The sequence below is a fragment of the Corallococcus sp. CA047B genome (assembly GCF_003612065.1).
GTDB classification, from domain to species: domain Bacteria; phylum Myxococcota; class Myxococcia; order Myxococcales; family Myxococcaceae; genus Corallococcus; species Corallococcus praedator.
In genome coordinates this window covers 22,875-46,803 of sequence record NZ_RAWD01000031.1, presented here as the reverse complement: position 1 = coordinate 46,803, position 23,929 = coordinate 22,875, and the positions used below count along the sequence as shown (strand labels likewise).

Genomic DNA, 23,929 nt, shown 5'->3' with positions numbered 1-23,929 from the left:
GCGAGGACATGGAGCGTGGCCAGGTGCTGGCGAAGCCGGGCTCCATCACGCCGCACACCAAGTTCAAGGCGCAGATCTACGTGCTGTCGAAGGAAGAGGGTGGGCGCCACACCCCGTTCTTCAAGGGTTACCGCCCCCAGTTCTACTTCCGCACGACGGACGTGACGGGAACGGTGAAGCTGCCGGACAACGTCGAGATGGTGATGCCGGGCGACAACATCGCGATCGAGGTGGAGCTCATCACCCCGGTGGCGATGGAGAAGGAGCTGCGGTTCGCCGTTCGTGAGGGCGGCCGCACGGTGGGCGCGGGCGTCGTGGCGGAAATCATCGCGTAGCACTCAGGCCACCAGGCTCTCCGGAAGGCCCTAAAGGGCGCTCCCGGAGGGCAGGTGGGAATCCAGTTGCAACCCACGGGGTGTGGTGGTACACACCGCGCCCCTTCGTTCCGAAGAAACGGTTCTCTGAAATCCAGGCGTTGACGGGCGTACCGCCTCTCGGTTCAGAGGTCGTTCAAAGAGGTTCTTTCGAATGGCGACACAGAAGATCCGCATCCGGTTGAAGGCGTACGACTCGAAGCTCCTGGACCAGAGTGCTGGGGAGATCGTCGAGACGGCCAAGCGCACGGGCGCCAAGGTGGCCGGTCCGATCCCCCTGCCGACGCGCATCAACAAGTTCACCGTGCTGCGGTCGCCGCACGTGGACAAGAAGAGCCGCGAGCAGTTCGAGATCCGCACGCACAAGCGCCTGCTCGATATCCTTGAGCCGACCCAGCAGACGCTGGATGCGCTGATGAAGCTGGATCTGTCTGCCGGCGTTGACGTCGAGATCAAGTCCTAGGAAGCGGGATGGCGTCGGAGTGGTTTCACTCTGACCCCCGAGGAAAGTGCCATGGCGAAGTTTGACGTAGTCGACCTGGATTTGAAGAAGGTTTCGGAGATCGAACTCTCCGACGACATCTTCGGTGCCGAGCAGAACACCCACCTGTTCTACGAGGTGGCGAAGATGCAGCAGATCAACCGGCGCCGGGGTACGGTCGGGGTGAAGAACACCTCGCTCGTCAGCGGCGGCGGCAAGAAGCCCTGGAAGCAGAAGGGCACCGGCCGGGCCCGTCAGGGTTCTATCCGCGCTTCCCACTGGGTGGGCGGCGGCAAGGCGATGGCCCCCAAGGCGCGTGACTACTTCTACCGTCCGCCGCGCAAGGTTCGTCGGGGGGCGCTGCGCGCCGTCCTGTCGCTGCGCGCCAAGGAGAAGCAGCTCATCATCCTGGACGGTTTCAAGCTGGATGCCCCGAAGTCCAAGCAGGCCTTCGAGGTCCTCACCCGCCGTCTGAAGCTCCAGAACGCGCTGGTCATCGACGAGCGCGGCAACACCAACCTGCACCGCAGCGTGCGCAACCTGGCGAAGTTCGACGTGCTGCCGCCCGAGGGTCTCAACCTCGAGTCCGTTCTCAAGCACTCGCACCTCGTCCTGACTTCCGCGGCCGCGAAGGCGCTTGAGGGGTCCCTGTCATGAATCTGAACGACGTCATCAAGGGGCCGCTCATCACGGAGAAGCTGGACAAGGCCCGCGAGAAGTTCCGCCAGTACTCGTTCATCGTGGACCGCAAGGCCACGAAGCACGACGTGTCCCGCGCGGTGCAGGCCCTGTTCAAGGTCACGGTCGAGGGTGTCAACACCAACATCGTGCGCGGCAAGACCAAGCGGGTGGGCAAGAGCATCGGCCAGCGCCCCAACTTCAAGAAGGCGGTCGTCACCCTCAAGGAAGGTGACAAGATCGAACTCTTCGAAGGGGGGGCGGTCTGACGCCACTGGCGACAGATCAGCCTGAGACGAGGAACACACCATGGGCATCAAGAAGTACAAGCCGACCAGCGCCGCCCGCCGTCTGATGACGGTGTCCGACTTCGCGGACATCACCAAGGACTCGCCCGAGAAGGCCCTCACCGAGCCGCTGAAGCGCTCGGGTGGCCGCAACGTTCACGGGCACATCACCCGTCGTCACCAGGGTGGCGGTCACAAGCGTCGTTACCGCACCATCGACTTCAAGCGTCGGGACAAGGACGGCGTGCCGGCCAAGGTCGTCGCTGTCGAGTACGACCCGAACCGCACCGCGAACATCGCCCTCCTGCACTACGCGGACGGCGAGAAGCGCTACATCCTGGCCCCCGTCGGCCTGAGCGTGGGCGACACCGTCTTCGCCGGCGCCTCTTCCGACATCCGGCCTGGCAACAGCCTCCCGTTGCAGAACATCCCGGTGGGCACTGTCATCCACAACGTGGAGCTGAAGCCGGGCCGTGGCGCCCAGGTCATCCGCTCTGCGGGCACTTCCGGCCAGCTGATGGCGAAGGAAGAGCGCTACGCCCAGGTCCGCATGCCGTCGGGCGCTGTGCGCAAGGTGCTTATCGAGTGCCGCGCCACCGTGGGCCAGGTGGGCAACATCGAGCACGAAATCATTCGCATCGGCAAGGCGGGTAAGAGCCGCTGGCTGGGCATCCGTCCCACCGTCCGCGGTCTGGCGATGAACCCCGTTGACCACCCGCACGGTGGTGGCGAAGGCAAGTCCGGCCAGGGGAATCCGCACCCGGTGTCTCCGTGGGGCAAGAAGACCAAGGGCCTCACCACGCGCACCAACAAGCGCACCGACAAATTCATCGTGAGCGGCCGCCGTCAGGGCGCGCGCAGCCAGTAAGAGGATTTGAAACATGGCTCGTTCGATCAAGAAGGGTCCGTTCGTCGATGATCACCTCCTCAAGAAGATCGAGGGGATGATCGCGGCGAACAAGAAGGCGGTCGTCAAGACCTGGTCCCGGCGCTCCACGATTCTCCCTGAGTTCGTGGGTCACACCTTCGCCGTGCATAACGGCAAGAAGTTCATTCCGGTGTTCGTCACGGAGAACATGGTGGGCCACAAGCTCGGCGAGTTCGCCCCGACGCGTACCTTCGGTGGCCACTCGGCGGAGAAGAAGGTCGCCAAGGCCCCGGGCAAGTAGCCCGTTCGTTCGCCTGAGAGCCTGAGGAGATGACCATGGAGTCGACTGCACATCTGCGTCACCTGCGCATGAGCCCGCGCAAGCTGTCCCTCGTCGCGGCGCTCATCCGGGGCAAGCCTGTTGAGGCCGCCCTGAACATCCTGAAGTTCACCCCGCGCGCTGCTGCGCGGCCGGTGGAGAAGCTCATCAAGAGCGCCGTCGCCAACGCGACGGATCTGTCCAAGGGGCAGGTCGACGTGGATACCCTCTACGTCAAGACCATCTCAGTGGATCAGGCCGCCACCCAGCGCCGGTTCATGCCGCGCGCCATGGGGCGCGCGACGCCCATCCAGAAGAAGTCCGCCCACGTCCACGTCGTGTTGGCAGACGCCAAGAAGTAGGACCCGTCGGGCCCTGCCCGGACGCACCAAGGAGAATCAGTTTGGGACAGAAAGTACATCCGATCGGGTTCCGGCTCGGCGTCATCAAGACCTGGGACTCCAAGTGGTTCGAGCACAAGAACTACGCCCAGTGGCTCCACGAGGACATTCGCATCCGCGAGTTCGTGAAGAAGTCACTGAATCACGCGGGCGTCTCCAAGGTGGAGATTGAGCGCGCCGCCAACAAGGTGAAGGTCAACGTCCACACCGCTCGGCCGGGTATCGTCATCGGCAAGCGCGGCGCGGGCATCGAGACCGTCAAGAAGGACCTGCAGCAGTTCACCAAGAACGAGGTCTTCCTGAACATCGTCGAGGTCCGCAAGGCCGAGACGGACGCGCAGCTCGTGGCGGAGAACATCGCCACGCAGCTCGAGCGCCGCATTGCCTTCCGCCGCGCCATGAAGAAGGCGTTGCAGACGGCGATGAAGTTCGGGGCCAAGGGCATCCGCATCGCCTGCTCGGGTCGCCTGGGTGGCGCCGAGATGGCGCGCTACGAGTGGTATCGCGAGGGCCGCGTGCCCCTGCACACCCTTCGTGCGGACATCGACTTCGGCTTCGCCGAGGCCAAGACGACCTACGGCAAGATTGGCTGCAAGGTCTGGATCTGCAAGGGCGAGGTCCTCCCGGGCAAGGGCGGCCAGGCCCCCCTGCCCACCAACCGGTAAGACGCCCCCAGCGGGGTGGGTTGAAAGACCCGCCCTGCCCGTGAGGCACGAAGGACAGCGACGATGCTTCAGCCTGCTCGAACCAAATACCGAAAGATGCAGAAGGGCCGCATGTTCGGCTCGGCCCACCGGGGCAGCGACCTCACCTATGGTGAGTTCGGCCTGGTGAGCCTCCAGCCGGGTTGGATCACCTCGCGGCAGATCGAGGCGGCCCGTATCGCGATGACCCGCCACGTGAAGCGCGGCGGCAAGATCTGGATCCGGATCTTCCCGGACAAGCCCGTCACGAAGAAGCCCGCCGAGACCCGAATGGGTACCGGTAAGGGTGGCGTGGAGTACTACGTCGCGGTGGTGAAGCCGGGTCGCGTCCTCTATGAGATGGAGGGCATGACGTCGGAGATCGCCACCGGGGCGCTGAAGCTGGCGCAGGCGAAGCTGCCGGTGCTCACCAAGATCGTGCGCCGCAGCGAGCTCTCGCTGTAGTCACGCACCGCGGCGGGCGTCCCACCCCGGAGCAGGGGAGGGCGCCCGCGACCGCGCCAAGGAGACAAGATGGCGACTGCGAAGGAACTGAAGGACCTGTCGACGGACGACCTGCAGAATCGCGCGAAGGAACTGCGCGACACGCTGGTCCAGGATCGACTGAAGCGCCGGACCGGCTCGCTGGACAGCCCTGCAGAGGGCGTGCAGCATCGCCGGGATCTGGCCCGCATCCTCACCGTCCTGGGCGAGAAGGCCCGGGCCGCGAAGGCGGGGTAGTTGTAGCAGTGCATCCGCGACGGCGTCCGGGCTCACCCGGACGCCCGCGGCCATCCGGGCAGAGGGCCCGGGTGCATGACAGACTGTGAGAACCAACATGGCTGAAGCGACCGAAACGCCCGCTGCCGAGACCTCCACCCGGGGTCGTCCCAAGACCCGCGTGGGCATCGTCACCTCCAACAAGATGCAGAAGACGGTGGTCGTCACCGTCCAGCGCCGCGCTCCCCACCCGAAGTACGGGAAGATCATGAGCCTGCGCGAGAAGTACAAGGCGCACGTCGAGGATCACGACTACCCGAAGAAGATCACCATCAACGAGGGTGACCGGGTGCGCATCGCCGAGACCAAGCCCGCTTCGAAGGACAAGCGTTGGCGCGTGGTCGAGGTGTTGGAGAAGAGCAAGAACGTCTAGGTAGGCCACACCGGGTTCGCACGCTATGAAGCGGGCGACCTGGTTCGAGCAAGAGGAGACTTCACATGATTCAGATGCAGAGTGTGCTCGATGTGGCCGACAACTCGGGCGCCAAGAAGGTGTTTTGCATCAAGGTTCTCGGCGGCTCCAAGCGCAAGTACGCCTCCATCGGCGACGTGATTGTCGTGTCGATCCGCGAGGCGCTGCCCAACTCCAAGGTGAAGAAGGGTGACGTGGCCAAGGCCGTCATCGTCCGCACCCGTCGCGAGGTGGGTCGTGCGGATGGCAGCTACATCAAGTTCGACGGCAACTCGGCGGTCCTCATCAACAAGGACCTGGAGCCCATCGGGACACGCATCTTTGGGCCGGTCGCCCGTGAGCTGCGTGCCCGTAAGTTCATGAAGATCATCTCGCTGGCGCCCGAGGTCCTCTAAGAGGACGCAGGCCGGACGGCGAACAGCCAGAGTGAGGAAGCCATGCAGAAGCTGAAAGTCGGTGACACGATCCAGGTCATCTCCGGGTCCGAGCGCTCGGAGAAGACGCCGGCGACGAAGCGCGGCAAGGTGCTGAAGGTCGACCGGGAGGCGGGCCGCGTGACGGTCGAAGGCCTGCGCCTGGTCAAGCGCCACATGCGCAAGACGCCGCAGAGCCCCGAGGGCGGCATCATCGAGAAGCCGGGTACCATCGCGCTCTCGAACGTCCAGGTGGTGTGCGCCAAGTGTGACAAGCCGACCCGCGTCGGCATCCGCAAGGAGGGAGAAGCCTCCAAGCGGTTCTGCAAGCAGTGTGACGCCCTGATTGACTAGGGGTCCGTGTTCGGGCATGTATGCGCGCCCCTTGCCCCACCTCCCGGTGGGGCAGGCGGGCGTGCACGTCTGGAGGGCTGAAATTGTTGAGCCCTCCAGGTGTTTCCAGGTTCCAGAAGAAGGACTGATCGGGCGCGCTGGGTTCAGAACGGCGTTCCGAAGCAGAGGACTGAAAAATGGCTGACGAGAAGAAGGCCGAACCGAAGGACAAGAAGGAAAAGAAGCGCGGACGCAAGGAAGAAGCCAAGAAGGTCGGCTTCGCCGCGAACATCGAGGAGGGCCTGAAGGCCCGCTCGGCGCGTCTGAAGGACCGCTTCCGCAAGGAAGGCGTTCCGTCGCTGATGAAGGAACTGGGGCTCAACAACCCCATGGAAGTGCCGCGGCTGGAGAAGATCGTCGTCAACATGGGTCTGGGCGAGGCGCTCGCCAACAACAAGATCCTGGAGTCGGCGGTGGACCAGCTTGCCGCCATCACCGGCCAGAAGCCGGTCGTGACGCGTGCGCGCAAGTCCATCGCGAACTTCAAGCTGCGCCAGGGCCAGGCCATCGGCGCTGCGGTCACGCTGCGCGGCGACCGCATGTTCGAGTTCATGGACCGTCTGATCTCCGTCGCGCTGCCGCGCGTGCGTGACTTCAAGGGCGTGTCCCCGAAGGCCTTCGACGGGAAGGGCAACTACACGCTCGGAGTGCGCGAGCAGATCATCTTCCCGGAAATCAACTACGATCAGATCGAGAAGGTGAAGGGGCTCAACATCAGCTTCGTCACCACCGCCCCGAACGACGAGCAGGGACTGGCGCTGATGCGTCACTTCGGCATGCCGTTCCGTCAGTAGGACCGAGTTCAGGACTCCCATCGATCATGGCCAAGCTCTCCAAGATTGCCCAGGCGAAGCGCAAGCTGAAGTTCCCCGTGCGTCAGTACAACCGCTGCGGTCTCTGCGGTCGTCCTCGCGCTTTCCTGCGCAAGTTCAAGATGTGCCGTATCTGCCTGCGCCACCGTGCGCTGCGTGGCGAGATCACCGGCGTCACCAAGTCGTCCTGGTAGACGTTGGACTCGTGGTGCCAACCCTGCCCTGAAGAGGGTAGGGTGGTGCACCGCTGAAGAAGAAGTGCAGTGGCAGTCACCGCGAACCCCCGGGATGGGCCCGGCAGGCGTGGTGGTTGCGATCGCGGGGTCGCCCTGAAGGGGACGCCGCTTCGGAAGGTGTTTCATGCCGGTCAATGATCCCGTTGGCGACATGCTGACCCGCCTGCGCAATGCCTCGCGCGCGCGGCACGACAAGGTCGTCATCCCCCACTCGAAGCTCAAGGTCGAAGTCATCAAGGTCCTCAAGGACGAGGGCTACATCGGTGACTTCACCATCCACGAGCTCGCGCCGCAGAGCGAGATCTCCGTCCAGCTGAAGTATGGCCCGGACCGCAGCCCGGCCATCACCGGCATCCACCGCGTGTCGAAGCCCGGTCTGCGCCGCTACGTGACGGTCCGCGAGATCCCGCAGGTGCTGGGAGGCATGGGCATTTCCATCCTCTCCACGTCGCGCGGCATCCTGGTGGACACCGAGGCCCGGAAGCAGAAGGTCGGCGGCGAGTTGCTCTGCAAGGTCTACTAGCCAGGAGTCTGGGTGTAGCGCCCCGCGAGGAGCGCGCCCCAGGCGACCCCAGCACGAGGCAATCATGAGTCGGATTGGAAAACTGGCGATCAAGCTTGGCGACAAGACGAAGGTCAATGTCGCCAACCAGCAGGTCAACTTCGAAGGCCCCAAGGGCAAGCTGTCCGTCAAGCTCCCCGCCAAGGTGAAGGTGGAGGTCAAGGACGGCCAGGTGACGGTGCAGCGCGAGGACGATTCTCGCGAGGCCCGCAGCCTGCACGGCCTGACGCGCACCATCCTCGCCAACGCGGCGAAGGGGGTGTCGACGGGCTTCGAGAAGCGCCTCGACATCCGCGGCGTCGGTTTCCGCGCGGAAGTGAAGGGCAAGGCGATCCACTTCTCGCTCGGCTACTCCCACCCGGTGGTCTTCAACCTCCCGGAAGGCGTGACGGCCGAGGTCGACAAGGCTTCGCGTACCGAGGACAGCCTTCCCACGGTGGGGCTCACGCTCCGCTCTGCGGACAAGGAAGCCCTGGGCGCCACGGCGGTCAACATCCGCTCGCTGCGTCCGCCGGAGCCCTATAAGGGCAAGGGCATCAAGTACGCCGAGGAGCGCATCCGTCGCAAGGAGGGCAAGACCGGTACGACGTAGTCCTCGTCCCGTCTTCGCCAATAGTTCAACCCTGCCGGGCCCTGGGGCCTGGCGGAATCATCCGGCGGCGGAAGGCCGCATCGCCGCCGGACGGAAAAGGAAGCAGCCATGTCCAAGGTCGATCAGCGTCTCAAGAGGAAGAACCGCATCCGCAAGAAGCTCTCGGGTACCACCGAGCGCCCGCGGCTTACGGTGTACAAGAGCCTCAAGCACATCTACGCGCAGGTGGTGGATGACTCCACCGGCCGCACGTTGGCGTATGCTTCGTCCCTGTCCAAGGAGCTGAAGGGCAAGGACGAGGGCGACAAGAAGTCGGACGCCAAGCGGGTGGGCTCCCTCATCGCGGAGAAGTGCAAGGCCGCCAACGTCGACGCGGTGGTTTTCGACCGCAACGGCTTCCCCTACCATGGGCGCATCGCTGCCGTGGCCGACGCCGCGCGCGAAGCCGGCCTGAAGTTCTAGGTACCAGAAAGGAATTCCTCAAGTGGCAACTCCGATCAATCCGAACGATCTGGACCTGACCGACCGCGTGGTGAACATCAACCGCGTGGCCAAGGTGGTGAAGGGTGGCCGTCGGTTCTCGTTCGCCGCGCTCGTCGTGGTGGGCGATGGCAACGGGCACGTGGGCGTGGGCCTGGGCAAGGCCAACGAAGTCCCCGAGGCCATCCGCAAGGGCGGCGAGAACGCGAAGAAGAACCTGTTCCGCGTTCCGCGCATGGGTCACACCATCCCGCACGAGATCCTGGGGCACTTCGGTGCCGGCTGGGTCCTCCTGAAGCCGGCCAGCGAAGGTACGGGCGTCATCGCCGGCGGCGCGGTTCGCGCGGTCCTCGAGGCGGCGGGCATCCGCAACATCCTGACGAAGAGCCAGGGTTCGCGGAATCCGCACAACGTGCTGAAGGCCACGGTGGCGGGCCTGAAGCTGCTGCGCAGCGCGGAGCAGGTCGCGCGGCTGCGTGGCAAGGACGTCGAAACCCAGAAGCTCGCGGGCGAGGCGAGGGGCTAGTCATGGCGCTCAAGGTTAAGCTGACGAAGAGCTTCTCGGGTTCTTCCGAGGACATGCTGGCCACCATCAAGGGCCTCGGTCTGAAGAAGTTCGGTGACGAGCGGCTGTTGAAGGACACCCCGGCGGTGCGCGGCATGGTGTTCAAGGTGAAGCACCTGGTCTCCCTGGAGACGGTCAGCCAGGAGGCCCCGGCGCCCAAGCGCCGCAAGCCCCGGAAGATTGTCGCCCGGGACCGCGCCCTGGAGCGCCTGGCCGCCAAGGCCAAGGCCTGAGGAACGAGGATCCAATCATGAGCATCCTGACAAACCTGAAGCGTCCCGAGGGCTCCTGGCACCGCAAGAAGCGCGTCGGTCGCGGCCAGGGTAGCGGCCTCGGCAAGACGGCAGGCCGCGGTGGCAAGGGCCAGAAGGCCCGCTCCGGCAACATGCGGTTCGAAGGCTTCGAAGGCGGTCAGAGCCCGCTGCAGCGCCGCCTGCCGAAGTTCGGCTTCAACCCGCCCAATCGCACCGTGTACGCGGTGGTGAACCTGGGTGACCTGGAGCACGTGTTCGACGCTGGAACGACGGTGGACGAGGCCGCGCTGAAGAAGGCGGGCTTGGTCAAGGGCCGTTATGATGGCGTGAAGGTTCTGGCCCACGGAGAGCTCGCAAAGAAGCTCACCGTGCGCGTGAACAAGGTGTCCGCGGCGGCTCGCGAGAACATCGAGAAGGCCGGTGGCTCCGTTGAAGAGCTGCCGCTGGTGGCGCACAAGCCTGAGTCGGCCGCCAAGGCCCACTCCGGCAAGGGCGTCAAGGCCCCTCGCCAGCCCCGGGCGTAGGCGTGACGGGCGCGCATCACTGTGATGTGGTGCGCGTCTTCAGCCTTGTGTAGGCTTCCGCGCCCCTTTCCGGAACCGGAGAGGGGCGTTTGTTGTTGCTGGCAGAACCTCTTGAAGAGGATGGCTTTCCCGTGGCCCTGAACGCCTTCGCCAATGTCTTCCGCATCGCGGAGCTGCGCAGCCGGCTTGCGTACACGCTCGTGCTGCTGTCCGTCTATCGCATCGGCATCTTCATCAACACGCCGGGCGTGGACCGCTCCGCGATGAACGCGTTCATGGACGCCCAGAAGCAACAGGGCGGCCTGGTGTCGCTGTTCAACCTGTTCTCCGGCGGCGCGCTGGAGCAGATGTCCATCTTCGGTCTGGGCATCATGCCGTACGTCAGCGCCTCCATCATCATCCAGCTGCTGGCGGTCGTCGTGCCCAGTCTGGAGCGGCTCCAGAAGGAAGGCGCCGCGGGTCGGCAGAAGATCAACCAGTACACGCGCTACGGCAGCATCGTGCTGTCCGTCGTGCAGGGCGTGGGCATCTCGCGGTGGCTCGCCTCGCTGGGTCGCTCCGACGCCGGGCAGAGTGGCTTCAACCAGGTCGTGGTGCCCAACGACAACCTCTGGTTCACCTTCATGACGGTCGTCAGCCTCACGGCGGGCACGGCCTTCATCATGTGGCTGGGCGAGCGCATCACCGAGCGCGGCATCGGCAACGGCATCTCCCTCATCATCTTCGCCGGCATCGTGGCGCGGGTGCTGCCCGGCGCGAAGCAGCTGTTGGACCTGACGACGCAGGAAGTAGTCAACATCGCGGCGGTGCTGGGCCTGTTGTTCTTCATGCTGCTCATCATCGGCGTGGTGGTGTACGTGGAGCGGGGCATGCGGCGGGTGCCCATCCAGTACGCCAAGCGCATGGCGGGTCGGCGGATGTTCGCGGGGCAGGCAACGTACTTCCCCATGAAGGTGAACGCCTCGGGCGTGATTCCCCCCATCTTCGCCGGCGCGGTGCTGTCGTTCCCCGCGACGCTGGGTGCGTGGTTCCCCTTTCTGCAGGGCTTCCAGCGCAGCATCGAAGGCAACCTCTGGGTGTACAACGGCCTGTTCGTGCTGCTGGTGGTGTTCTTCTCCTACTTCTACACGGCGCTCACCTTCCGGCCGGATGACGTGGCGGACAACATCAAGAAGCAGGGCGGCTACATCCCCGGCATCCGCCCGGGACGCCAGACGGCGGAATTCATCGAGCGCGTGCTCAACCGGCTTACGTTCGGTGGCGCCATCTACCTGGCCATCATCTGCGTGATTCCGTCCGTCATCAGCAGCGTGCTGGGTGTGCGGTTCACGTTCGGCGGCACGGCCCTCCTCATCGTGGTGGGTGTGGCGCTGGACACGGTGCAGCAGATCGAGGGTCACCTCATCAGCCGTAACTACGAAGGCTTCGCGGGTCCGCGCGGTCCGCGCATCCGTGGTCGGGTTCGTGTGGCGGCCTGACGGTTGGCGGTTGTGTTCCAGGCGCCTCTCTCCAGTGGTGGGGAGGGGCGCCTCGTCGTTCAAGGATGGACGCTGGTGCAAAGGAGCGACATGAACCTCATCCTGTTGGGGCCGCCGAACGCCGGGAAGGGAACCCAGGCGAAGAAGCTCTATGCGGACTTCCACATCCCGCAGATCTCCACCGGGGACATCCTGCGCAAGGCCGTGAAGGATGGTACGGCGCTGGGCAAGGTCGCCGGACCCCTGATGGCCGCGGGGCAGTACGTGCCGGACGATGTCGTTATCGGCATCGTGGAGGAGCGGCTGAAGGAGCCGGACGTGGCCAAGGGCTTCGTGCTCGACGGCTTCCCGCGCACCCCAGGGCAGGCGGATGCCCTGGACCGGATGCTGGAGCGGCTGGGCCGCCAGCTGAACGCGGTCGTGTCCCTGGAGGTTCCTCACTCCACGCTCGTCGAGCGCGGCTCCGGCCGGCGCGTGTGCCCCAATGACGGGTCCGTGTACCACGTCACCCAGAACCCGCCGAAGCGCGCGGGCCTCTGTGACAAGTGCAGCTCGGAGCTCGTCCAGCGAGAGGACGACACGCCCGAGGTCATCGAGCGGCGTCTGCGGAAGTATGACGCGGAGACCTCTCCCTTGAAGGACTTCTACGCGAAGAAGGGCCTGCTCAAGAGCGTGGATGGCGTCGGGTCTCCCGAGGGCATCTACGAGGAGATCAAGAAGGCGGCAGGTCGTCCTTCCTGAGCAGCTGCCAGGCAGTGGGGCGGTAGGCCAGGAAGGTCCGGACTGTCGCTCCAGCGCCCACGGGTTCCCGTAGGCAGCACGCCCGTAGGGAAGAAGGCGCATGATCCCGATGGAGATCAAGAGCCCTGCCGAGATCGCCTTGATGCGGGAAGCAGGGCGGATCGTCCGTGAAATCCTGGACGAACTGGAGAAGGCCGTGGCGCCCGGTGTCTCCACCTGGGAGCTTGATGCCCTGGCCGAGCAGCTGATCGCCAAGAAGGGCGCCAAGCCGGCGTTCAAGGGCTACCACGGCTTTCCGGGCGTCCTCTGCGCCTCCGTGAACCAGGAGGTGGTCCATGGCATCCCCAACCGGAAGCGCAGGCTGGTGGCCGGGGACCTGTTGAAGCTGGACTTCGGGGTGGTGTACCGGGGCTTCTTCGGGGACTCGGCCCGGACGGTGGCGGTGGGGAAGGTAGCGCCCGAGGCCCAGGCCCTGGTGGATGCCACCCGGCAGTCCCTGGAGAAGGCCATCCAGGTGATGCAGGTAGGCAATCGGATTGGCGACATCGGGCACGCGGTGCAGAGCCACGTGGAAGCCCGGGGTTTTTCGGTGGTGCGGGACTTCGTGGGTCACGGTATCGGTCGGAAGCTCCACGAGCCGCCGCAGGTGCCCAACTACGGGCAGGCGGGGTCGGGAATGAAGCTGCGGCCGGGCATGGTCCTGGCTGTGGAGCCGATGGTGAACCAGGGAACGGCCGACGTGGCGGTCCTGGAGGACGACTGGACGGCCGTCACGGTGGATGGGAAGTTGTCCGCCCACTTCGAGCACACCATCCTCATTTCAGAGCGGGGTCCGGAAGTGCTGACCCGCTGATCCTGCAGGCCCCCCAGACCCGGGGTGAAATAGGGTGATGTCAGAGGGTGTTGATAGAGGTCCCAGTTTCGAATCGCGCGGTGCTTGCTACTTACGGACCAAAGTGTTATCCCGCCGCGCTTCCAGAAGGTTCGTGGTCCGGGAAGAAGGTTGACGCTTGCCGAAGGATGATTCCATCGAAGTCGAGGGGACCGTCATGGAACCCCTACCGAACGCGATGTTCCGCGTGGTGCTGGACAATGGCCACAAGGTGCTCGCGCACATCTCGGGCAAGATGCGGATGCACTTCATCCGCATCCTTCCGGGCGACAAGGTGAAGGTCGAGTTGTCTCCGTATGACCTGACCCGCGGACGCATCACGTACCGGGCCAAGTAATTGTCGCCGGCCGCTTGTGCGGACCGGCTGTTGTGTTTTCTCCGTTGAAGGAAGGAAGTTCGCTCCAATGAAGGTTCGGGCGTCCGTCAAGAAGATCTGCGACAAGTGCAAGGTTGTCCGCCGCAAGGGCATCGTGCGCGTCATCTGCGCTTCCAACCCCCGGCACAAGCAGCGCCAGGGCTAACAGTCCCACAGGGACTGTTGGCCTCAGACCAACTCCACAACAAGGAAGACCGAAGATGGCTCGTATCGCCGGCATCGATCTGCCGCCCAACAAGCGCGCGGTGATCTCGCTCCAGTACATCTACGGGATCGGTAACAAGACCGCGCACGACATCATCGAAGCGGCGGGCATCGATCTCACCACCCGGACCAAGGACCTCACCGAAGAGCAGGCTCGAAAGATCCGCGAGATCATCGAAGCCAGCTACAAGGTCGAGGGCGACCTCCGGCGTGAGGTGACCATGAACATCAAGCGGCTCATGGACCTGGGATGCTACCGGGGTCTGCGTCACCGCAAGGGTCTTCCGGTCCGTGGTCAGCGCACCCACACCAACGCGCGCACCCGCAAGGGTCCCAAGCGCGGCATCGTTCGCGCGAAGCCGGCCGCTCCGGCCCGCTAAACCCTTTGGCGCCCGCTGCCTCCTTTCGTGAGGCGCGGGCGTTGATCACCTACTCCCAGGAGCAGCGATTCACATGGCTGACGAGATCAATACCGCCGCCGCGCCGGCCGGTGCCGAGGGCGGCGAGGCCCCTGCGGCGAAGAAGAACAAGCGCAAGGGCAAGAAGAACATCCTCAACGGCGTGGTCCACATCCAGTCCACGTTCAACAACACCATCATCACGATCACGGACGTGTCCGGGAACGTGATCTCCTGGTCGTCGGCCGGTGCGCGCGGCTTCAAGGGCAGCCGCAAGTCCACGCCGTTCGCGGCGCAGGTTGCCGCTGGCGACGCCGCGGCGAAGGCGATGGAGCACGGCCTCAAGACCGTGACGGTGTTCGTGAAGGGTCCGGGCGCGGGCCGTGAGTCGGCGCTGCGCGCGCTGGCCGCCGCCGGCCTGAAGATCAGCCTCATCCGCGACGTGACGCCCATCCCGCACAACGGCTGCCGTCAGCCCAAGCGCCGCCGCGTCTAATCACCGCTTCGGGCCAGGCTCGCGTTCTCGCGAGCCGGCTCCAGACCATCTGCAAGGAGAATTTCCGTGGCCCGTTACACCGCGAGCGCCTGCCGTATCTGCCGGCGTGAGAACCTGAAGATGTACCTGAAGGGCGACCGTTGCTACACGGACAAGTGCGCCATCGAGCGCCGCCCCTATCCCCCCGGTCAGCACGGCCAGGGCCGCGTGAAGTTCTCCGGCTACGGCGTGCAGCTGCGCGAGAAGCAGAAGGTCAAGCGCATGTACGGCCTGCTCGAGAACCAGTTCCGCGGGTACTACCACCGCGCGTCCGCGGCCAAGGGCAAGACGGGTGAGAACCTGTTGCAGCAGCTGGAGCTGCGCCTGGACAACGTGGTGTTCCGCATGGGCTTCGCGGACACGCGCAACGAGGCGCGCCAGCTGGTGCGTCACGGTCACTTCCAGGTCAACGGCCGCCGGGTGAACATCCCGTCGTTCTCTGTGAAGCCGGGCAGCACCGTGGAAGTGCTGGAGAAGAGCCGCAAGGTGCTGCGCATCTCCGAGGCGCTGGAGACGGTGGACCGCCGTGGCACGCCGCAGTGGATCGACCTGGACAAGAAGGCGTTCAAGGGCACGGTGAAGACGGTTCCGAACCGTGAAGACCTGACGATGCCCATCCAGGAGCAGCTCATCGTCGAGTTGTACTCGAAGTAGTCTGGGTGTCGGGCCCGCTTCAACGGGCCCCTCCCGCAGTGGACGCCCTGGCCGACGAGGCCGGGGCGTTGTTGCTTTGGATCGTCCGGAATGCGCGCGTCCTGCGCGCGCCGGGTGAAGGTGTTACGCAGTCCCCGCGTGCCCGTCCTCCCGTCACTCCGGCGGGGATGTTGGTGATGGCGCACGACCCGAGGAGCAGTCCCCATGGCCGATACGTTTGTCGCGAAGAACTGGCGTGACCTCATCAAGCCGCGCCGCATGGAAGTGGACCAGGACTCGCTGAGCCCCACGTATGGGAAGTTCGTGGCGGAGCCGCTGGAGCGTGGCTTCGGAACGACGCTGGGCAACTCGCTGCGGCGGGTGCTGCTGTCGTCGCTGCAGGGCGCGGCCATCACGTCCGTGAAGATTGAAGGCGTGGACCATGAGTTCACGACCATCCCCGAGGTGGCCGAGGACGTCACCGACGTCGTGTTGAACCTGAAGGAGGTCCTCCTCCGGATGCACACGAACGAGTCGAAGACGCTGCGCATCGAGGTGGAAGGGCCCAAGGAAGTGAAGGCGGGCGACCTCATCGCGGACCAGGACGTGGAGATCCTCAACCCGGGTCACCACATCTGCACCGTGTCCGAGGGTGGCAAGGTGCGCATGGAGCTGACGTGCCGCCGGGGCCGTGGCTACGTCGCCGCGTCCACCAACAAGGTGGCGGGCGCGCCCATCGGGACCATCCCCATCGACTCGCTGTTCTCGCCCATCCGCAAGGTGAACTACCAGGTCACCAACGCGCGCGTCGGTCAGGTCACGGACTTCGACAAGCTGTCGCTCGAGGTGTGGACGGACGGCTCCGTGGTGCCGCAGGACGCGGTGGCCTACGCGGCGAAGATCATCAAGGAGCAGCTCACGGTGTTCGTGAACTTCGACGAGACCGAGGAGCCGGTTGTCGCCGAGGCGCCCAAGGAAGAGGCGAAGCTCAACGAGAACCTGTTCCGCTCGGTGGACGAGCTGGAGCTGTCGGTGCGTTCTGCCAACTGCCTGCAGCAGGCGAACATCAAGTCCATCGGTGACCTGGTCCAGCGCACCGAGGCGGAGATGCTCAAGACGAAGAACTTCGGCCGCAAGTCCTTGAAGGAGATCAAGGAGATCCTCGCGGAGATGGGTCTTTCGCTGGGCATGAAGCTGGAGAACTGGCCGCCGAAGAACGCGCCGGCTCCCGCGGCGCCCAAGGCCTAGGCTTCGTCGTTTCCCGTCGTCGCAGCACCTGTCCCGCATCCCACCGACACGGCTTCACGGTGGCGCGGGGCAGGGGGCCCTGGTACACAGGGCCCGATTCAACGGACGTCCCTGGTGTCGGGGCCGTCCTTCCCACCCGGTACCTGATACGGCCGGAGTGGTGGGGTTCTCCAGAAGAGGCCCCGGAGCACGCGCATGCGCCACAAGGTCGGACAAAGGAAGCTGCACCGCACCACGAGCCACCGGCTCGCGATGCTCAACAACATGGTCACGTCGCTGCTGGAGCACGGTGCCATCCGCACCACCGTTCCCAAGGCGAAGGAAGTCCGGCCGCTGGCGGAGCGCATCATCACGCTCGCCAAGCGTGGCGGTCTGTCCAACGTGCGCCTCGCTGCGCGCACCGTGAAGGACCGCGTGGTCCTCCAGAAGGTGTTCGGCGAGTACAAGGAGCGTTACGCCTCCCGTCCGGGTGGCTACACCCGCATCATCCGCCTGGGCTTCCGCCGGGGCGATGCTGCGGAGATGGCCCTCATCGAGCTGGTGGACCGGCCCGCGAAGGCCCCGGCCGCCGCCGAGACCGAAGCTCCCGCCGAGACGAAGTCCGAGGGCTAGCGCCCCGTCCCGTGTCCGGGTCTCTCCTGAGAGGGAGGCCCGGCCGGGCTTGAGACAGCACAAAGGGCGCCTTCCCGGCTTGGGAGGGCGCCCTTCGTGTTTCCAGGCGGGAAGGCGGGGCCGGCTACTTCTTCGGCGCGCGCAGGCGCTCCCATTCAATCTTCAGGTCCTCGGTGAGGTCGGCGTTGTCGTCCGCGCTCCGCATCTTCAAGGACTGGAAGCGCAGGTCCGCCGGCGCGGTGGTGCCGCCCGCGCCCAGGAGCTGGCGCGGCGTGATGGTGACGAACGCCCCGGGCTGCACCTCCGCCACCGCTGCCCGGTACTGCTCGTTCACGGTGATGGTGACCTCGCGCCAGACGTCCTTGCTCTCGTTCCAGATGGTGACGGAGGGCCGGTCCAGCTTGTCGCTGAGCACCAGGCGCGCGTCCATGTCGCCCGTCTCCACGGAGCGGCCCGGACAGGCGATGGCGAAGCTGGCCACGGACAGCATCACCCAGCCGGCGACGATGCCGGCCTTGTACTTGAAGAAGCGGTCGCTCGCGCGGAAGTCCGCCAGCTGCTCCTTGAAGATGGAGAAGCCGTTGAGGACGACGTTGGAGGCCTCGGAGGCGACGCGCTTGCCCAGCGGGCCTTCCGCCTTCTGCTTCTCCAGGGGCTCCACGCGCGCGGCGCTCATCGGGAGCTGGAGTGTAGAGGCCCGGATGCGGTGGTGGCTACTGGCCCTTGAGCAGCTGCAGGGCCCGGCTGGCCACCGCGTTGTCGGGCTGGGTCTCCAGCACCTTCCCCAACCAGCGCTCCGCCTCGGCCGTGGCCTTCTGGCGCTCCTGGGGGCCGCGCGCCTTCTGCGCCTCGTCGGTGTAGAGCAGACCCAGGCGCAGGGCGAACTCGGTGTTCTCCGGGTCCTTCTCCGCCACGTACTTCAGCTCCCGCTGGGCGGCCGGGTAGTCCCCGTCCAACTGGTACACGAGCGCCAGCTTGCCGCGCGCGGGCACCGTGTCCGGCGCCAGGGTCACCGCGACCTGGAGCGCGTTCTTCGCCGCGGGCAGGTCGCGCGCTTCCAGGTTCAGGTCGCCCAGGCGGAACCACGCGAGCTCCAGCAGGGGGTTGAGCGCCACGGCCTTCTCGAAGGCGGCACGGGCCGCGTCCGGACGCTGGCGCGACAGGTACAGCTCCCCCAGGTAGAGCTGGTTCTTGCCGTCCCGGGGGGCGCGCTCGATGGCCTGCTTGAACTCGTCCACGGCGCGGCCGGCGTCGTCCAGGCGCTGGTAGGCCAGCCCCAGGAGGGCGTGCACCACGGCCAGGTCCGGGTAGTCGTGGAGGATCTCCTCGAAGGCGATGACGGCGTGCTGGGGCGCATCCAGTTCGTGCAGGAACCGCATGCCCTCCTCGAGCTTCGCCTCCGCGGCCTTGGGGAAGCCCTGGAAGGGGTCCGCCAGCTGGTTCATCAGGGCCCGGGCGGTGGCGACCTCCCCCGGCGACGGGTTGCCGCGCACGACGGTGCCCAGGGCCTCCACGGCGCCCGCGGTGTCGCCGGTGCGGGCCAGGGCCTTGGCCAGGGGCAGCTTCCAGCCCGCGCGCTCCGGGGCCAGCTCCACGGCCTTGCGCAGGGGGCCCAGCGCCGCGACGTACTGCTCCGACTCCAGCCTCGCGACGCCCAGGCGGTAGTGGAACTCCGCGGTGGTGGGGGACAGGGTGATCGCGCGCTCGAAGGCAGCCACCGTGGGCTGGCCCGCGTCCTTCGCCCGCGAGAAGAGCGTCAGCCCCAGCATGTACTGGTCCGTCGCGCGCTCGTTCCGGCCGATGGCCTGGCGCAGCTCCTCCGCCCATGCGTCCGCGTGGCCCGCCTTCACCTGGGCCTCCGTGAGGGCTCTTGCCACGTCCACGTCGTCCGGCGTGCGCGCGTGCAGCTCGCGCAGGAGCGGGAGGGCCTTTTCCGGCTGGTTCTCATCCAGGTACGCGCGCGCCTGGGCCTGGGGCGCCAGGGCGGTCCCGGTGGCCTTGCCGTGGCCGCAGCCGGTGGCGAGCAGGCCCAGTCCCAGCAGGGCGACGCGGGTGCAGCGGAGCGAGCGGGGACGGTTCAGGGGCTTCAGGTGCACGGAGGGCTCGCTCAGGAGGCTTTGGAGGTGGGGGCGGAGGCTCGCTGCTGCGCGATGCCTTCCTTGCCCTGCAGGGCGATGGCGGCCTCGGTGTCGCCGCCCTTGCCTCCCAGGGAGAGGTTGTCGGCGATGATCTGCTCGCGCACGGCGCGGGCCAGGCCCTCGCGGTCGTTCTCCGCGAACCCCGTCGTGTCGATGGGGCGGCCAATCTTCACGCGCACCGGGCCCGGTGTGATGTTCCACGAGTTCTTGGGCATCAGCGAGGCGCTGCCCTCGATGGTGACAGGGCAGATGGGCACGCGGGCCTTGAGGGCGAGCGCGAACGGCCCCTTCTTGAAGGGCAGCACGGTGCCGTCATGGGAGCGGGTGCCCTCCGGGTACAGGAAGATGCTGGTGCCCTCGCGGACCTTCCGGGCGGCGCGCTCCAGCGATTCGATGGCGGAGGAGCGGTCCCCCCGGTTGATGAAGATGTGGCCCGCCAGCCAGAGGTACCAGCCGATGAAGGGCACGAGGCGCAGCTGGCTCTTGGCCACATAGCGGAAGTCCACCGGCACGGAGATGAAGTGGGCCGGGATGTCGAGCGTGGACTGGTGGTTGCCCACGTAGATGGTGGGTCGCTTCGGGTCCACGTTCTCCGCGCCGATGACTTCCAGGCGCGCCCCCCCGGCCCAGAGCAGCACGGGAGACCAGAGCCGCCGGGCGACCCAGACCGAGCGCGACGGGTTGAGCGTCAGGATCATGGCCGTGATGGAGACGAAGAACATGATCGCCGTCCAGACCGCCGCCACCAACATGCACCACAGCTTGCGCAACATGCGTCGGGTTTCCTCCTACCGGTCGCCTCGTGAGACGGACGGGCCCTGGGAGTACCGCTCACCGGACGGGCGACCGGGCGACGCGTGACTTGACGCGCCGCTGGCACCTGGACGTGCGGGGTGGGACGGGGGCATGCAGTTTATCTACCATGGCTTCCCCCACCATTGTTTCTGGTGTGTGTCGCTCGGCGGGGTTACAAGCAAGGGTGGCGTGGCCAGGAAAAAGTTCATCGCCATCGCGGGCAACATCGGGGCCGGAAAGACGGAGCTCACGTCCTTCCTGTGCCGGAAGTACGGCCTCACGCCGTCCTTCGAGCCCAATGACCAGAACCCCTATCTCGCTGATTTCTACAAGGACATGAAGACGTGGGCGTTCCGCTCGCAGCTCTTCTTCCTGACGCACAAGTTCCGCCTGCACCAGGAGTTGGAGCGCACGCCGGGCACCGTGCTGCAGGACCGGACGCTGTACGAGGACGCCGAAATCTTCGCCAAGAACCTCCACCGGCAGCGGCTCATCGACAAGCGCGACTGGGGCACGTACTGGGAGCTGTACCAGACCATTTCCACGTCGCTCACGCCGCCGGACCTGATGATCTACCTGCGCTGCCCGGTGGCCACGTTGCGTGAGCGCATCCGCCTGCGCGGCCGCGCCATGGAGAAGGACATCCCGACCGCGTACCTCAAGCGCCTCAACGCCCTCTACGAGGAGTGGTTCGAGGGCTACTCGCTGTCACCGGTGCTGGTGCTGGGGACGGACAAGCTGGACTACCTCACCGACCTGGTGGACCGCGTGGACCTCTTCCGACAGATCGAGAAGCACCTGTGAAGGAGGTCTACGTCCTGGCCACCGAGCAGACGGGGCCGCCCCCGCTGGAGGCGCTGCGCGCGGCGTTCGCCACCGACGAGGTGGAGTTCGTGCCGCATGACGACGCGCAGGGCTTCACCGTGCGCGCGGATGGCTCCGAGGTGCGGGTGGTGCTCAAGCCAGAGAGCGAGGGCCGCCCGCGCGTCAACCCGGAGCTGTTCAGCGGCAGCCCGGAGGCCTTCGCCCGCGTGGAGAAGGCCCAGTCCTGCTACGCGTTCCTCCTGGAGCCCGGGGGCGCGCAGCCCACGCTGCCCGTCTTCGAGGCGCTGTGGACCGTGCGCACGCTGATGGAGCTGGTGCCCGGGGTGCTGGTGGACGTGACGGCGTTCAAGCTGCACGAGCCCGAGGACGTGGTGGAGATCACCGAGCTGGACTTCGACATCCGGGACCACGTGCACCTGCACGCCATCGAGCTGGCGGAAGGGGACACGCCCTTGTGGGTGCACTCGCACGGGATGGAGAAGTTCGGCGCGCGCGACGTGGAGATCTTCCACCTGGGCGAGGGCGACCTGCTGGCCGCGGAGAGCTTCCTCCATGAGCTGTGCACGGACCTGGCGTTCGCGCAGGGGCCGGCGCTGCGCCAGGAGGTGGCCACCAGCGAGGGCCAGAGCTTCACGATGGTGCCGTCGGAGGAGGCCCGCGCCAACCTGCTGGGCGTGTCGCTGGATGCCTTCGACGGCCATGAGGGGCTGTTCCTCACGGTGGTGTCGCCGCTGGGCCGGCACAACACGACGGAGCTGCTGGCGACCTACCGCGAGCGCTTCGCCAAGGAGCCGGAGGAGCAGACCGCGGCCATGCACGAGGAGGCGCAGGCGCTGTTGCCCGCGTTCCTGGCGCGCTTCCAGCGCAAGGGGTTGATGGAGCCCCTGACGTTCCTGGTGCGCGCCCCCTTCGAGACGCACCCGGAGGGCGAGGCGGTGGTGGAGAACCTGTGGCTGGAGGCGGTGACCCGGGACGAGGGCTCCGTGGTGGGCCGGCTGGTGGATGGCGCGGTGCACACCACCGAGTGGCGCAAGGGTGCCCACGTGGAGGTGGAGGAGAAGCAGATCAACGCCCTGGCCATCGCGCGTGAAGGCCGCCCGCTCAATGAGTCCGAGCTGCGGGCCCTGCTGACCGCCGAACGTCCCATGTAGGGCCGGTGCTTGCTGGCGCCCCTCGGGGCGCTGCTAGGCTTGCCCCATCGCATGCCGGCACTCCTGCTGCTCACGGGCCCGTTCGCGGGGCGCCGGTACGACGTCGTCTCCCAACTGACCCTCGGGCGCAGTCCGTCGTGCGACATCCCGCTCGATGACGACCAGGTGTCGCGCCGCCACGCGCAGCTCTTCCTGGACACCGTCGCGGGACAGGTGCGGCTGCGCGACCTGGGGTCCACCAACGGCACGCTCCTCAACGGGCAGCGGCTGGCGCTCCAGGAAGAGGCGGTGCTGCGGCCGGGCGACCGGATGCGCGTGGGCGCCACCATCGCGGTGTTCGAGCCGCCGCCGGTGTCCATCGTCGATGAGCCTTCCGGCGTGTCGGCCTCGGAGCCGGGACATGTCCCCATCGAGGAGGTGCTGCCCCACGTGGGCGCGGCCGCGGCGATGTACTCGGCGGGCACGGCGCTGCTGGGAGCCACCAGCGAGGCGATGGTGCTGCGGCGGCTGGCGGAGGAGACGGCGCACGCGCTCAACGCGGACCGCGCCGCGGCGCTGCTGAGCGGGCCGGAGGGGCTGCGCACCGCGGCGGTGTCCGGCGCCGCGTCCGTGGAGGTGCCTCGCGCGCTGGTCCAGGCCGCGCTGGAGCGCAAGGAGCTGGGACGCACGGACACGGCGCTGTGCTCTCCGCTGGTGGCTTCGGGAGGCCTGCCCTTCGGCGTGCTGTACGTGGAGCGCGAGGAATCGCCGTTCACGGAGGGCGAGGGGCAACTGCTCGCGTCGCTCGGCCGGCTGGGGGGCGAGGCGTACACGGCGGTGCGCTCCCGTGGCGAGGCGGAGGTGACCGACGTGCCCTGGGTAACGCCGCTGGGGACCTCGCGGGGGTTTCGTGGGCTGCTGGAGGAGGCGCGGCGGGCCGCGGGCAGTGCCGCGCCCGTGGTGTTGCATGGCGAGCCGGGGACGGGGAAGGCGCTGCTGGCGCGCTTCCTTCATGGACGTTCGCCGCGCGCGCTGGGGCCCTGGGTGACGGTGGAGTGCCGACAGACGCTGGAGGCGGTGGAGGTGGCGCTCTTCGGCCGTGCCGGGTCGGCGGGACAGCCTCCGGTGACATCCGCGGTGCTGCGCGCGGATGCCGGAACGTTGCTGCTGCGCCACGTGGAGGCCCTGCCTCGCGCGGCGGCGGAGCGACTGGCGCGGATGCTCGCCCGGCGCGCGGCCCCGGCCCGGCAGGGCGGTGAGGAGCCCGTGGACGTGCGGGTCGTGGCCACCTGTGCCGCTCCCGTGTCCCGACTGGCCGCGCGCAATGAGTTCGATGCGGCGCTGGCCCGGGGGCTCACGGGCTTCGAACTGGAGGTGCCGCCCTTGCGCGAGCGTCGCGGGGATGTGCCGGTGTTGCTCGAGTCCTTCGCGCTGCGCGCGGCACGACAGAGCGGGCGGGAAGCGCCGGTGCTGGGCCCGGAGGCGCGACGCCTGCTGGCGGACTATCCGTGGCCCCAGAACGTGCGCGAGCTGGAGCTGGTGGCGGAGCGGCTGGGGCGCGTGTACGCGGCGGGGCAGGTGGGCATCGCGCAGCTTCCTCCCGAGGTCCGTGAGGGCATGGTGGGGCACTCCGCTCGCACGTTGCCGGAACAGGTGGCCCGGCTGGAGCGCGACCTCATCGCGGAGGCGCTGCGCGAGTCGGGCGGCAAGAAGGTCCGTGCGGCGGAGTTGCTGGGCATCAGCCGGCCCACGCTCGACCGGAAGATGCTCGAGTACGAGCTGACGCTGGAGCGCGGGCCACGCGGTTAGG

36 protein-coding genes and 1 pseudogene are annotated in these 23,929 nt (G+C 66.8%); 34 read left to right on the top strand and 3 right to left on the bottom strand.

Translation table 11 applies throughout. The annotated features are described in order from the left end of the window. The 31 genes and pseudogenes from tuf to rplQ all read left to right on the top strand — a co-directional run. Positions 1–335, top strand: a pseudogene (tuf, locus tag D7X74_RS08245) (elongation factor Tu); the annotation flags it as partial. 193 nt (positions 336–528) lie between these two features. Then, positions 529–837 (top strand): 30S ribosomal protein S10, encoded by a 309-nt coding sequence (gene rpsJ / locus D7X74_RS08240; RefSeq protein ID WP_002633608.1) that lies wholly within the window; start codon positions 529–531, stop codon positions 835–837. Positions 838–888: 51 nt separating this feature from the next. Beyond that, positions 889–1,512: a 50S ribosomal protein L4 gene (rplD, locus tag D7X74_RS08235; protein WP_120532371.1), complete on the top strand. Its 624-nt coding sequence runs from the start codon at positions 889–891 to the stop codon at positions 1,510–1,512. Then, the gene (locus D7X74_RS08230; protein WP_120532370.1) at positions 1,509–1,802 is read left to right on the top strand and encodes a 50S ribosomal protein L23; all 294 of its coding nucleotides are present in this window, start codon (positions 1,509–1,511) and stop codon (positions 1,800–1,802) included. Before rplD ends, D7X74_RS08230 begins: the two co-directional genes overlap by 4 nt. 40 nt (positions 1,803–1,842) lie before the next feature. After that, positions 1,843–2,688 carry a 50S ribosomal protein L2 gene (gene rplB, locus D7X74_RS08225; RefSeq protein ID WP_120532369.1) on the top strand — a complete coding sequence of 282 codons (846 nt, stop codon included), beginning with the start codon at positions 1,843–1,845 and terminating at the stop codon, positions 2,686–2,688. A gap of 13 nt (positions 2,689–2,701) precedes the next feature. Beyond that, positions 2,702–2,989, top strand: a complete 288-nt coding sequence (gene rpsS / locus D7X74_RS08220; RefSeq protein WP_014395864.1) for a 30S ribosomal protein S19 — start codon at positions 2,702–2,704, stop codon at positions 2,987–2,989. Between the two features lie 35 nt (positions 2,990–3,024). Beyond that, positions 3,025–3,369, top strand: a complete 345-nt coding sequence (rplV, locus tag D7X74_RS08215; RefSeq protein ID WP_120532368.1) for a 50S ribosomal protein L22 — start codon at positions 3,025–3,027, stop codon at positions 3,367–3,369. 41 nt (positions 3,370–3,410) lie between these two features. After that, positions 3,411–4,073, top strand: a complete 663-nt coding sequence (gene rpsC / locus D7X74_RS08210; protein ID WP_120532367.1) for a 30S ribosomal protein S3 — start codon at positions 3,411–3,413, stop codon at positions 4,071–4,073. A gap of 63 nt (positions 4,074–4,136) precedes the next feature. Further along, positions 4,137–4,556: a 50S ribosomal protein L16 gene (gene rplP, locus D7X74_RS08205; RefSeq protein ID WP_120532366.1), complete on the top strand. Its 420-nt coding sequence runs from the start codon at positions 4,137–4,139 to the stop codon at positions 4,554–4,556. A gap of 69 nt (positions 4,557–4,625) precedes the next feature. Then, a complete protein-coding gene (gene rpmC, locus D7X74_RS08200) occupies positions 4,626–4,832 on the top strand; it encodes a 50S ribosomal protein L29 (protein ID WP_120532365.1) in 207 nt (68 codons plus the stop codon). Positions 4,833–4,917: 85 nt separating this feature from the next. After that, on the top strand, positions 4,918–5,244 hold the full coding sequence (rpsQ, locus tag D7X74_RS08195) for a 30S ribosomal protein S17 (RefSeq protein WP_199732669.1): 327 nt from the start codon (positions 4,918–4,920) through the stop codon (positions 5,242–5,244). Positions 5,245–5,309: 65 nt separating this feature from the next. Beyond that, complete coding sequence (gene rplN, locus D7X74_RS08190) at positions 5,310–5,678, top strand: 50S ribosomal protein L14 (RefSeq protein ID WP_014395870.1); 369 nt, start codon at positions 5,310–5,312, stop codon at positions 5,676–5,678. 42 nt (positions 5,679–5,720) lie between these two features. Then, entirely contained in the window at positions 5,721–6,050 is a 330-nt protein-coding gene (gene rplX / locus D7X74_RS08185; protein ID WP_120532363.1) for a 50S ribosomal protein L24, read from the top strand. Between the two features lie 176 nt (positions 6,051–6,226). Continuing rightward, positions 6,227–6,883 (top strand): 50S ribosomal protein L5, encoded by a 657-nt coding sequence (rplE, locus tag D7X74_RS08180; protein ID WP_120532362.1) that lies wholly within the window; start codon positions 6,227–6,229, stop codon positions 6,881–6,883. Between the two features lie 26 nt (positions 6,884–6,909). Beyond that, positions 6,910–7,095: a type Z 30S ribosomal protein S14 gene (locus D7X74_RS08175; protein WP_014395873.1), complete on the top strand. Its 186-nt coding sequence runs from the start codon at positions 6,910–6,912 to the stop codon at positions 7,093–7,095. Positions 7,096–7,261: 166 nt separating this feature from the next. Beyond that, positions 7,262–7,660: a 30S ribosomal protein S8 gene (gene rpsH / locus D7X74_RS08170; RefSeq protein WP_120532361.1), complete on the top strand. Its 399-nt coding sequence runs from the start codon at positions 7,262–7,264 to the stop codon at positions 7,658–7,660. A 64-nt stretch (positions 7,661–7,724) separates the two neighbouring features. Further along, positions 7,725–8,291, top strand: coding sequence for a 50S ribosomal protein L6 (rplF, locus tag D7X74_RS08165; RefSeq protein WP_120532360.1), 567 nt, complete (start codon positions 7,725–7,727; stop codon positions 8,289–8,291). 108 nt (positions 8,292–8,399) lie between these two features. Then, positions 8,400–8,753, top strand: coding sequence for a 50S ribosomal protein L18 (rplR, locus tag D7X74_RS08160; RefSeq protein ID WP_120532359.1), 354 nt, complete (start codon positions 8,400–8,402; stop codon positions 8,751–8,753). A gap of 22 nt (positions 8,754–8,775) precedes the next feature. Further along, positions 8,776–9,297 (top strand): 30S ribosomal protein S5, encoded by a 522-nt coding sequence (rpsE, locus tag D7X74_RS08155; RefSeq protein WP_014395877.1) that lies wholly within the window; start codon positions 8,776–8,778, stop codon positions 9,295–9,297. A 2-nt stretch (positions 9,298–9,299) separates the two neighbouring features. Then, the gene (rpmD, locus tag D7X74_RS08150) at positions 9,300–9,569 is read left to right on the top strand and encodes a 50S ribosomal protein L30 (RefSeq protein WP_120532358.1); all 270 of its coding nucleotides are present in this window, start codon (positions 9,300–9,302) and stop codon (positions 9,567–9,569) included. Between the two features lie 17 nt (positions 9,570–9,586). Further along, the gene (rplO, locus tag D7X74_RS08145; protein WP_120532357.1) at positions 9,587–10,114 is read left to right on the top strand and encodes a 50S ribosomal protein L15; all 528 of its coding nucleotides are present in this window, start codon (positions 9,587–9,589) and stop codon (positions 10,112–10,114) included. A gap of 131 nt (positions 10,115–10,245) precedes the next feature. Next, complete coding sequence (secY, locus tag D7X74_RS08140; RefSeq protein ID WP_120532356.1) at positions 10,246–11,592, top strand: preprotein translocase subunit SecY; 1,347 nt, start codon at positions 10,246–10,248, stop codon at positions 11,590–11,592. A 90-nt stretch (positions 11,593–11,682) separates the two neighbouring features. Further along, positions 11,683–12,333 (top strand): adenylate kinase, encoded by a 651-nt coding sequence (locus D7X74_RS08135; RefSeq protein ID WP_120532355.1) that lies wholly within the window; start codon positions 11,683–11,685, stop codon positions 12,331–12,333. A gap of 100 nt (positions 12,334–12,433) precedes the next feature. Next, positions 12,434–13,186: a type I methionyl aminopeptidase gene (gene map / locus D7X74_RS08130; RefSeq protein WP_199741789.1), complete on the top strand. Its 753-nt coding sequence runs from the start codon at positions 12,434–12,436 to the stop codon at positions 13,184–13,186. 157 nt (positions 13,187–13,343) lie between these two features. Then, a complete protein-coding gene (infA, locus tag D7X74_RS08125; RefSeq protein WP_002614803.1) occupies positions 13,344–13,562 on the top strand; it encodes a translation initiation factor IF-1 in 219 nt (72 codons plus the stop codon). Between the two features lie 67 nt (positions 13,563–13,629). Then, positions 13,630–13,746 (top strand): 50S ribosomal protein L36, encoded by a 117-nt coding sequence (rpmJ, locus tag D7X74_RS08120; RefSeq protein ID WP_002633586.1) that lies wholly within the window; start codon positions 13,630–13,632, stop codon positions 13,744–13,746. Between the two features lie 55 nt (positions 13,747–13,801). After that, on the top strand, positions 13,802–14,185 hold the full coding sequence (gene rpsM, locus D7X74_RS08115; protein ID WP_120532354.1) for a 30S ribosomal protein S13: 384 nt from the start codon (positions 13,802–13,804) through the stop codon (positions 14,183–14,185). A 73-nt stretch (positions 14,186–14,258) separates the two neighbouring features. After that, entirely contained in the window at positions 14,259–14,699 is a 441-nt protein-coding gene (gene rpsK / locus D7X74_RS08110) for a 30S ribosomal protein S11 (RefSeq protein WP_120532353.1), read from the top strand. A gap of 66 nt (positions 14,700–14,765) precedes the next feature. After that, the gene (rpsD, locus tag D7X74_RS08105; protein WP_120532352.1) at positions 14,766–15,392 is read left to right on the top strand and encodes a 30S ribosomal protein S4; all 627 of its coding nucleotides are present in this window, start codon (positions 14,766–14,768) and stop codon (positions 15,390–15,392) included. 204 nt (positions 15,393–15,596) lie between these two features. Then, a complete protein-coding gene (locus D7X74_RS08100; RefSeq protein ID WP_120532351.1) occupies positions 15,597–16,619 on the top strand; it encodes a DNA-directed RNA polymerase subunit alpha in 1,023 nt (340 codons plus the stop codon). Between the two features lie 195 nt (positions 16,620–16,814). Continuing rightward, a complete protein-coding gene (gene rplQ / locus D7X74_RS08095; protein ID WP_120532350.1) occupies positions 16,815–17,231 on the top strand; it encodes a 50S ribosomal protein L17 in 417 nt (138 codons plus the stop codon). Positions 17,232–17,355: 124 nt separating this feature from the next. Here the strand turns inward: rplQ and D7X74_RS08090 are convergent, their stop codons facing one another. From D7X74_RS08090 to D7X74_RS08080, 3 genes are read right to left on the bottom strand one after another with little or no spacing between them, the layout of a single operon-like run. Continuing rightward, a complete protein-coding gene (locus tag D7X74_RS08090; protein WP_120532349.1) occupies positions 17,356–17,907 on the bottom strand; it encodes a hypothetical protein in 552 nt (183 codons plus the stop codon). A gap of 37 nt (positions 17,908–17,944) precedes the next feature. After that, entirely contained in the window at positions 17,945–19,327 is a 1,383-nt protein-coding gene (locus tag D7X74_RS08085) for a lipopolysaccharide assembly protein LapB (protein WP_233602021.1), read from the bottom strand. Between the two features lie 11 nt (positions 19,328–19,338). Beyond that, positions 19,339–20,139: a 1-acyl-sn-glycerol-3-phosphate acyltransferase gene (locus tag D7X74_RS08080; protein ID WP_120532372.1), complete on the bottom strand. Its 801-nt coding sequence runs from the start codon at positions 20,137–20,139 to the stop codon at positions 19,339–19,341. Positions 20,140–20,353: 214 nt separating this feature from the next. On the opposite strand from D7X74_RS08080, the gene D7X74_RS08075 reads away from it, so the two are divergent. Genes D7X74_RS08075 through D7X74_RS08065 form a run of 3 tightly spaced genes read left to right on the top strand, consistent with a single transcriptional unit; the run spans position 20,354 to position 23,928 of the window. Beyond that, positions 20,354–20,968 (top strand): deoxynucleoside kinase, encoded by a 615-nt coding sequence (locus D7X74_RS08075; protein WP_120532348.1) that lies wholly within the window; start codon positions 20,354–20,356, stop codon positions 20,966–20,968. Then, the gene (locus D7X74_RS08070) at positions 20,965–22,140 is read left to right on the top strand and encodes a DUF2314 domain-containing protein (RefSeq protein WP_120532347.1); all 1,176 of its coding nucleotides are present in this window, start codon (positions 20,965–20,967) and stop codon (positions 22,138–22,140) included. The genes D7X74_RS08075 and D7X74_RS08070 overlap by 4 nt, the downstream gene beginning before the upstream one ends. 51 nt (positions 22,141–22,191) lie before the next feature. Continuing rightward, positions 22,192–23,928 (top strand): FHA domain-containing protein, encoded by a 1,737-nt coding sequence (locus D7X74_RS08065; protein ID WP_120532346.1) that lies wholly within the window; start codon positions 22,192–22,194, stop codon positions 23,926–23,928. The last annotated feature ends 1 nt before the right edge of the window (position 23,929 follow it).

Excerpts from the sequence above, each read along its gene's own strand:
- D7X74_RS08230 (WP_120532370.1), top strand. The coding sequence starts at position 1,509 with ATGAATCTGAACGACGTCATCAAGGGGCCGCTCATCACGGAGAAGCTG.
- D7X74_RS08090 (WP_120532349.1), bottom strand. The coding sequence starts at position 17,907 with ATGAGCGCCGCGCGCGTGGAGCCCCTGGAGAAGCAGAAGGCGGAAGGC.
- rplX (WP_120532363.1), top strand. The coding sequence starts at position 5,721 with ATGCAGAAGCTGAAAGTCGGTGACACGATCCAGGTCATCTCCGGGTCC.
- map (WP_199741789.1), top strand. The coding sequence starts at position 12,434 with ATGATCCCGATGGAGATCAAGAGCCCTGCCGAGATCGCCTTGATGCGG.
- rplF (WP_120532360.1), top strand. The coding sequence starts at position 7,725 with ATGAGTCGGATTGGAAAACTGGCGATCAAGCTTGGCGACAAGACGAAG.
- rplN (WP_014395870.1), top strand. The coding sequence starts at position 5,310 with ATGATTCAGATGCAGAGTGTGCTCGATGTGGCCGACAACTCGGGCGCC.
- D7X74_RS08100 (WP_120532351.1), top strand. The coding sequence starts at position 15,597 with ATGGCCGATACGTTTGTCGCGAAGAACTGGCGTGACCTCATCAAGCCG.
- D7X74_RS08175 (WP_014395873.1), top strand. The coding sequence starts at position 6,910 with ATGGCCAAGCTCTCCAAGATTGCCCAGGCGAAGCGCAAGCTGAAGTTC.
- rplO (WP_120532357.1), top strand. The coding sequence starts at position 9,587 with ATGAGCATCCTGACAAACCTGAAGCGTCCCGAGGGCTCCTGGCACCGC.
- D7X74_RS08135 (WP_120532355.1), top strand. The coding sequence starts at position 11,683 with ATGAACCTCATCCTGTTGGGGCCGCCGAACGCCGGGAAGGGAACCCAG.
- rpmD (WP_120532358.1), top strand. The coding sequence starts at position 9,300 with ATGGCGCTCAAGGTTAAGCTGACGAAGAGCTTCTCGGGTTCTTCCGAG.
- rplB (WP_120532369.1), top strand. The coding sequence starts at position 1,843 with ATGGGCATCAAGAAGTACAAGCCGACCAGCGCCGCCCGCCGTCTGATG.
- rpsS (WP_014395864.1), top strand. The coding sequence starts at position 2,702 with ATGGCTCGTTCGATCAAGAAGGGTCCGTTCGTCGATGATCACCTCCTC.
- rplQ (WP_120532350.1), top strand. The coding sequence starts at position 16,815 with ATGCGCCACAAGGTCGGACAAAGGAAGCTGCACCGCACCACGAGCCAC.
- rpmJ (WP_002633586.1), top strand. The coding sequence starts at position 13,630 with ATGAAGGTTCGGGCGTCCGTCAAGAAGATCTGCGACAAGTGCAAGGTT.
- rplE (WP_120532362.1), top strand. The coding sequence starts at position 6,227 with ATGGCTGACGAGAAGAAGGCCGAACCGAAGGACAAGAAGGAAAAGAAG.
- rpsH (WP_120532361.1), top strand. The coding sequence starts at position 7,262 with ATGCCGGTCAATGATCCCGTTGGCGACATGCTGACCCGCCTGCGCAAT.
- rplV (WP_120532368.1), top strand. The coding sequence starts at position 3,025 with ATGGAGTCGACTGCACATCTGCGTCACCTGCGCATGAGCCCGCGCAAG.
- rpsM (WP_120532354.1), top strand. The coding sequence starts at position 13,802 with ATGGCTCGTATCGCCGGCATCGATCTGCCGCCCAACAAGCGCGCGGTG.
- D7X74_RS08065 (WP_120532346.1), top strand. The coding sequence starts at position 22,192 with ATGCCGGCACTCCTGCTGCTCACGGGCCCGTTCGCGGGGCGCCGGTAC.
- rpmC (WP_120532365.1), top strand. The coding sequence starts at position 4,626 with ATGGCGACTGCGAAGGAACTGAAGGACCTGTCGACGGACGACCTGCAG.
- rpsK (WP_120532353.1), top strand. The coding sequence starts at position 14,259 with ATGGCTGACGAGATCAATACCGCCGCCGCGCCGGCCGGTGCCGAGGGC.
- rplP (WP_120532366.1), top strand. The coding sequence starts at position 4,137 with ATGCTTCAGCCTGCTCGAACCAAATACCGAAAGATGCAGAAGGGCCGC.
- rplD (WP_120532371.1), top strand. The coding sequence starts at position 889 with ATGGCGAAGTTTGACGTAGTCGACCTGGATTTGAAGAAGGTTTCGGAG.
- rpsJ (WP_002633608.1), top strand. The coding sequence starts at position 529 with ATGGCGACACAGAAGATCCGCATCCGGTTGAAGGCGTACGACTCGAAG.
- rplR (WP_120532359.1), top strand. The coding sequence starts at position 8,400 with ATGTCCAAGGTCGATCAGCGTCTCAAGAGGAAGAACCGCATCCGCAAG.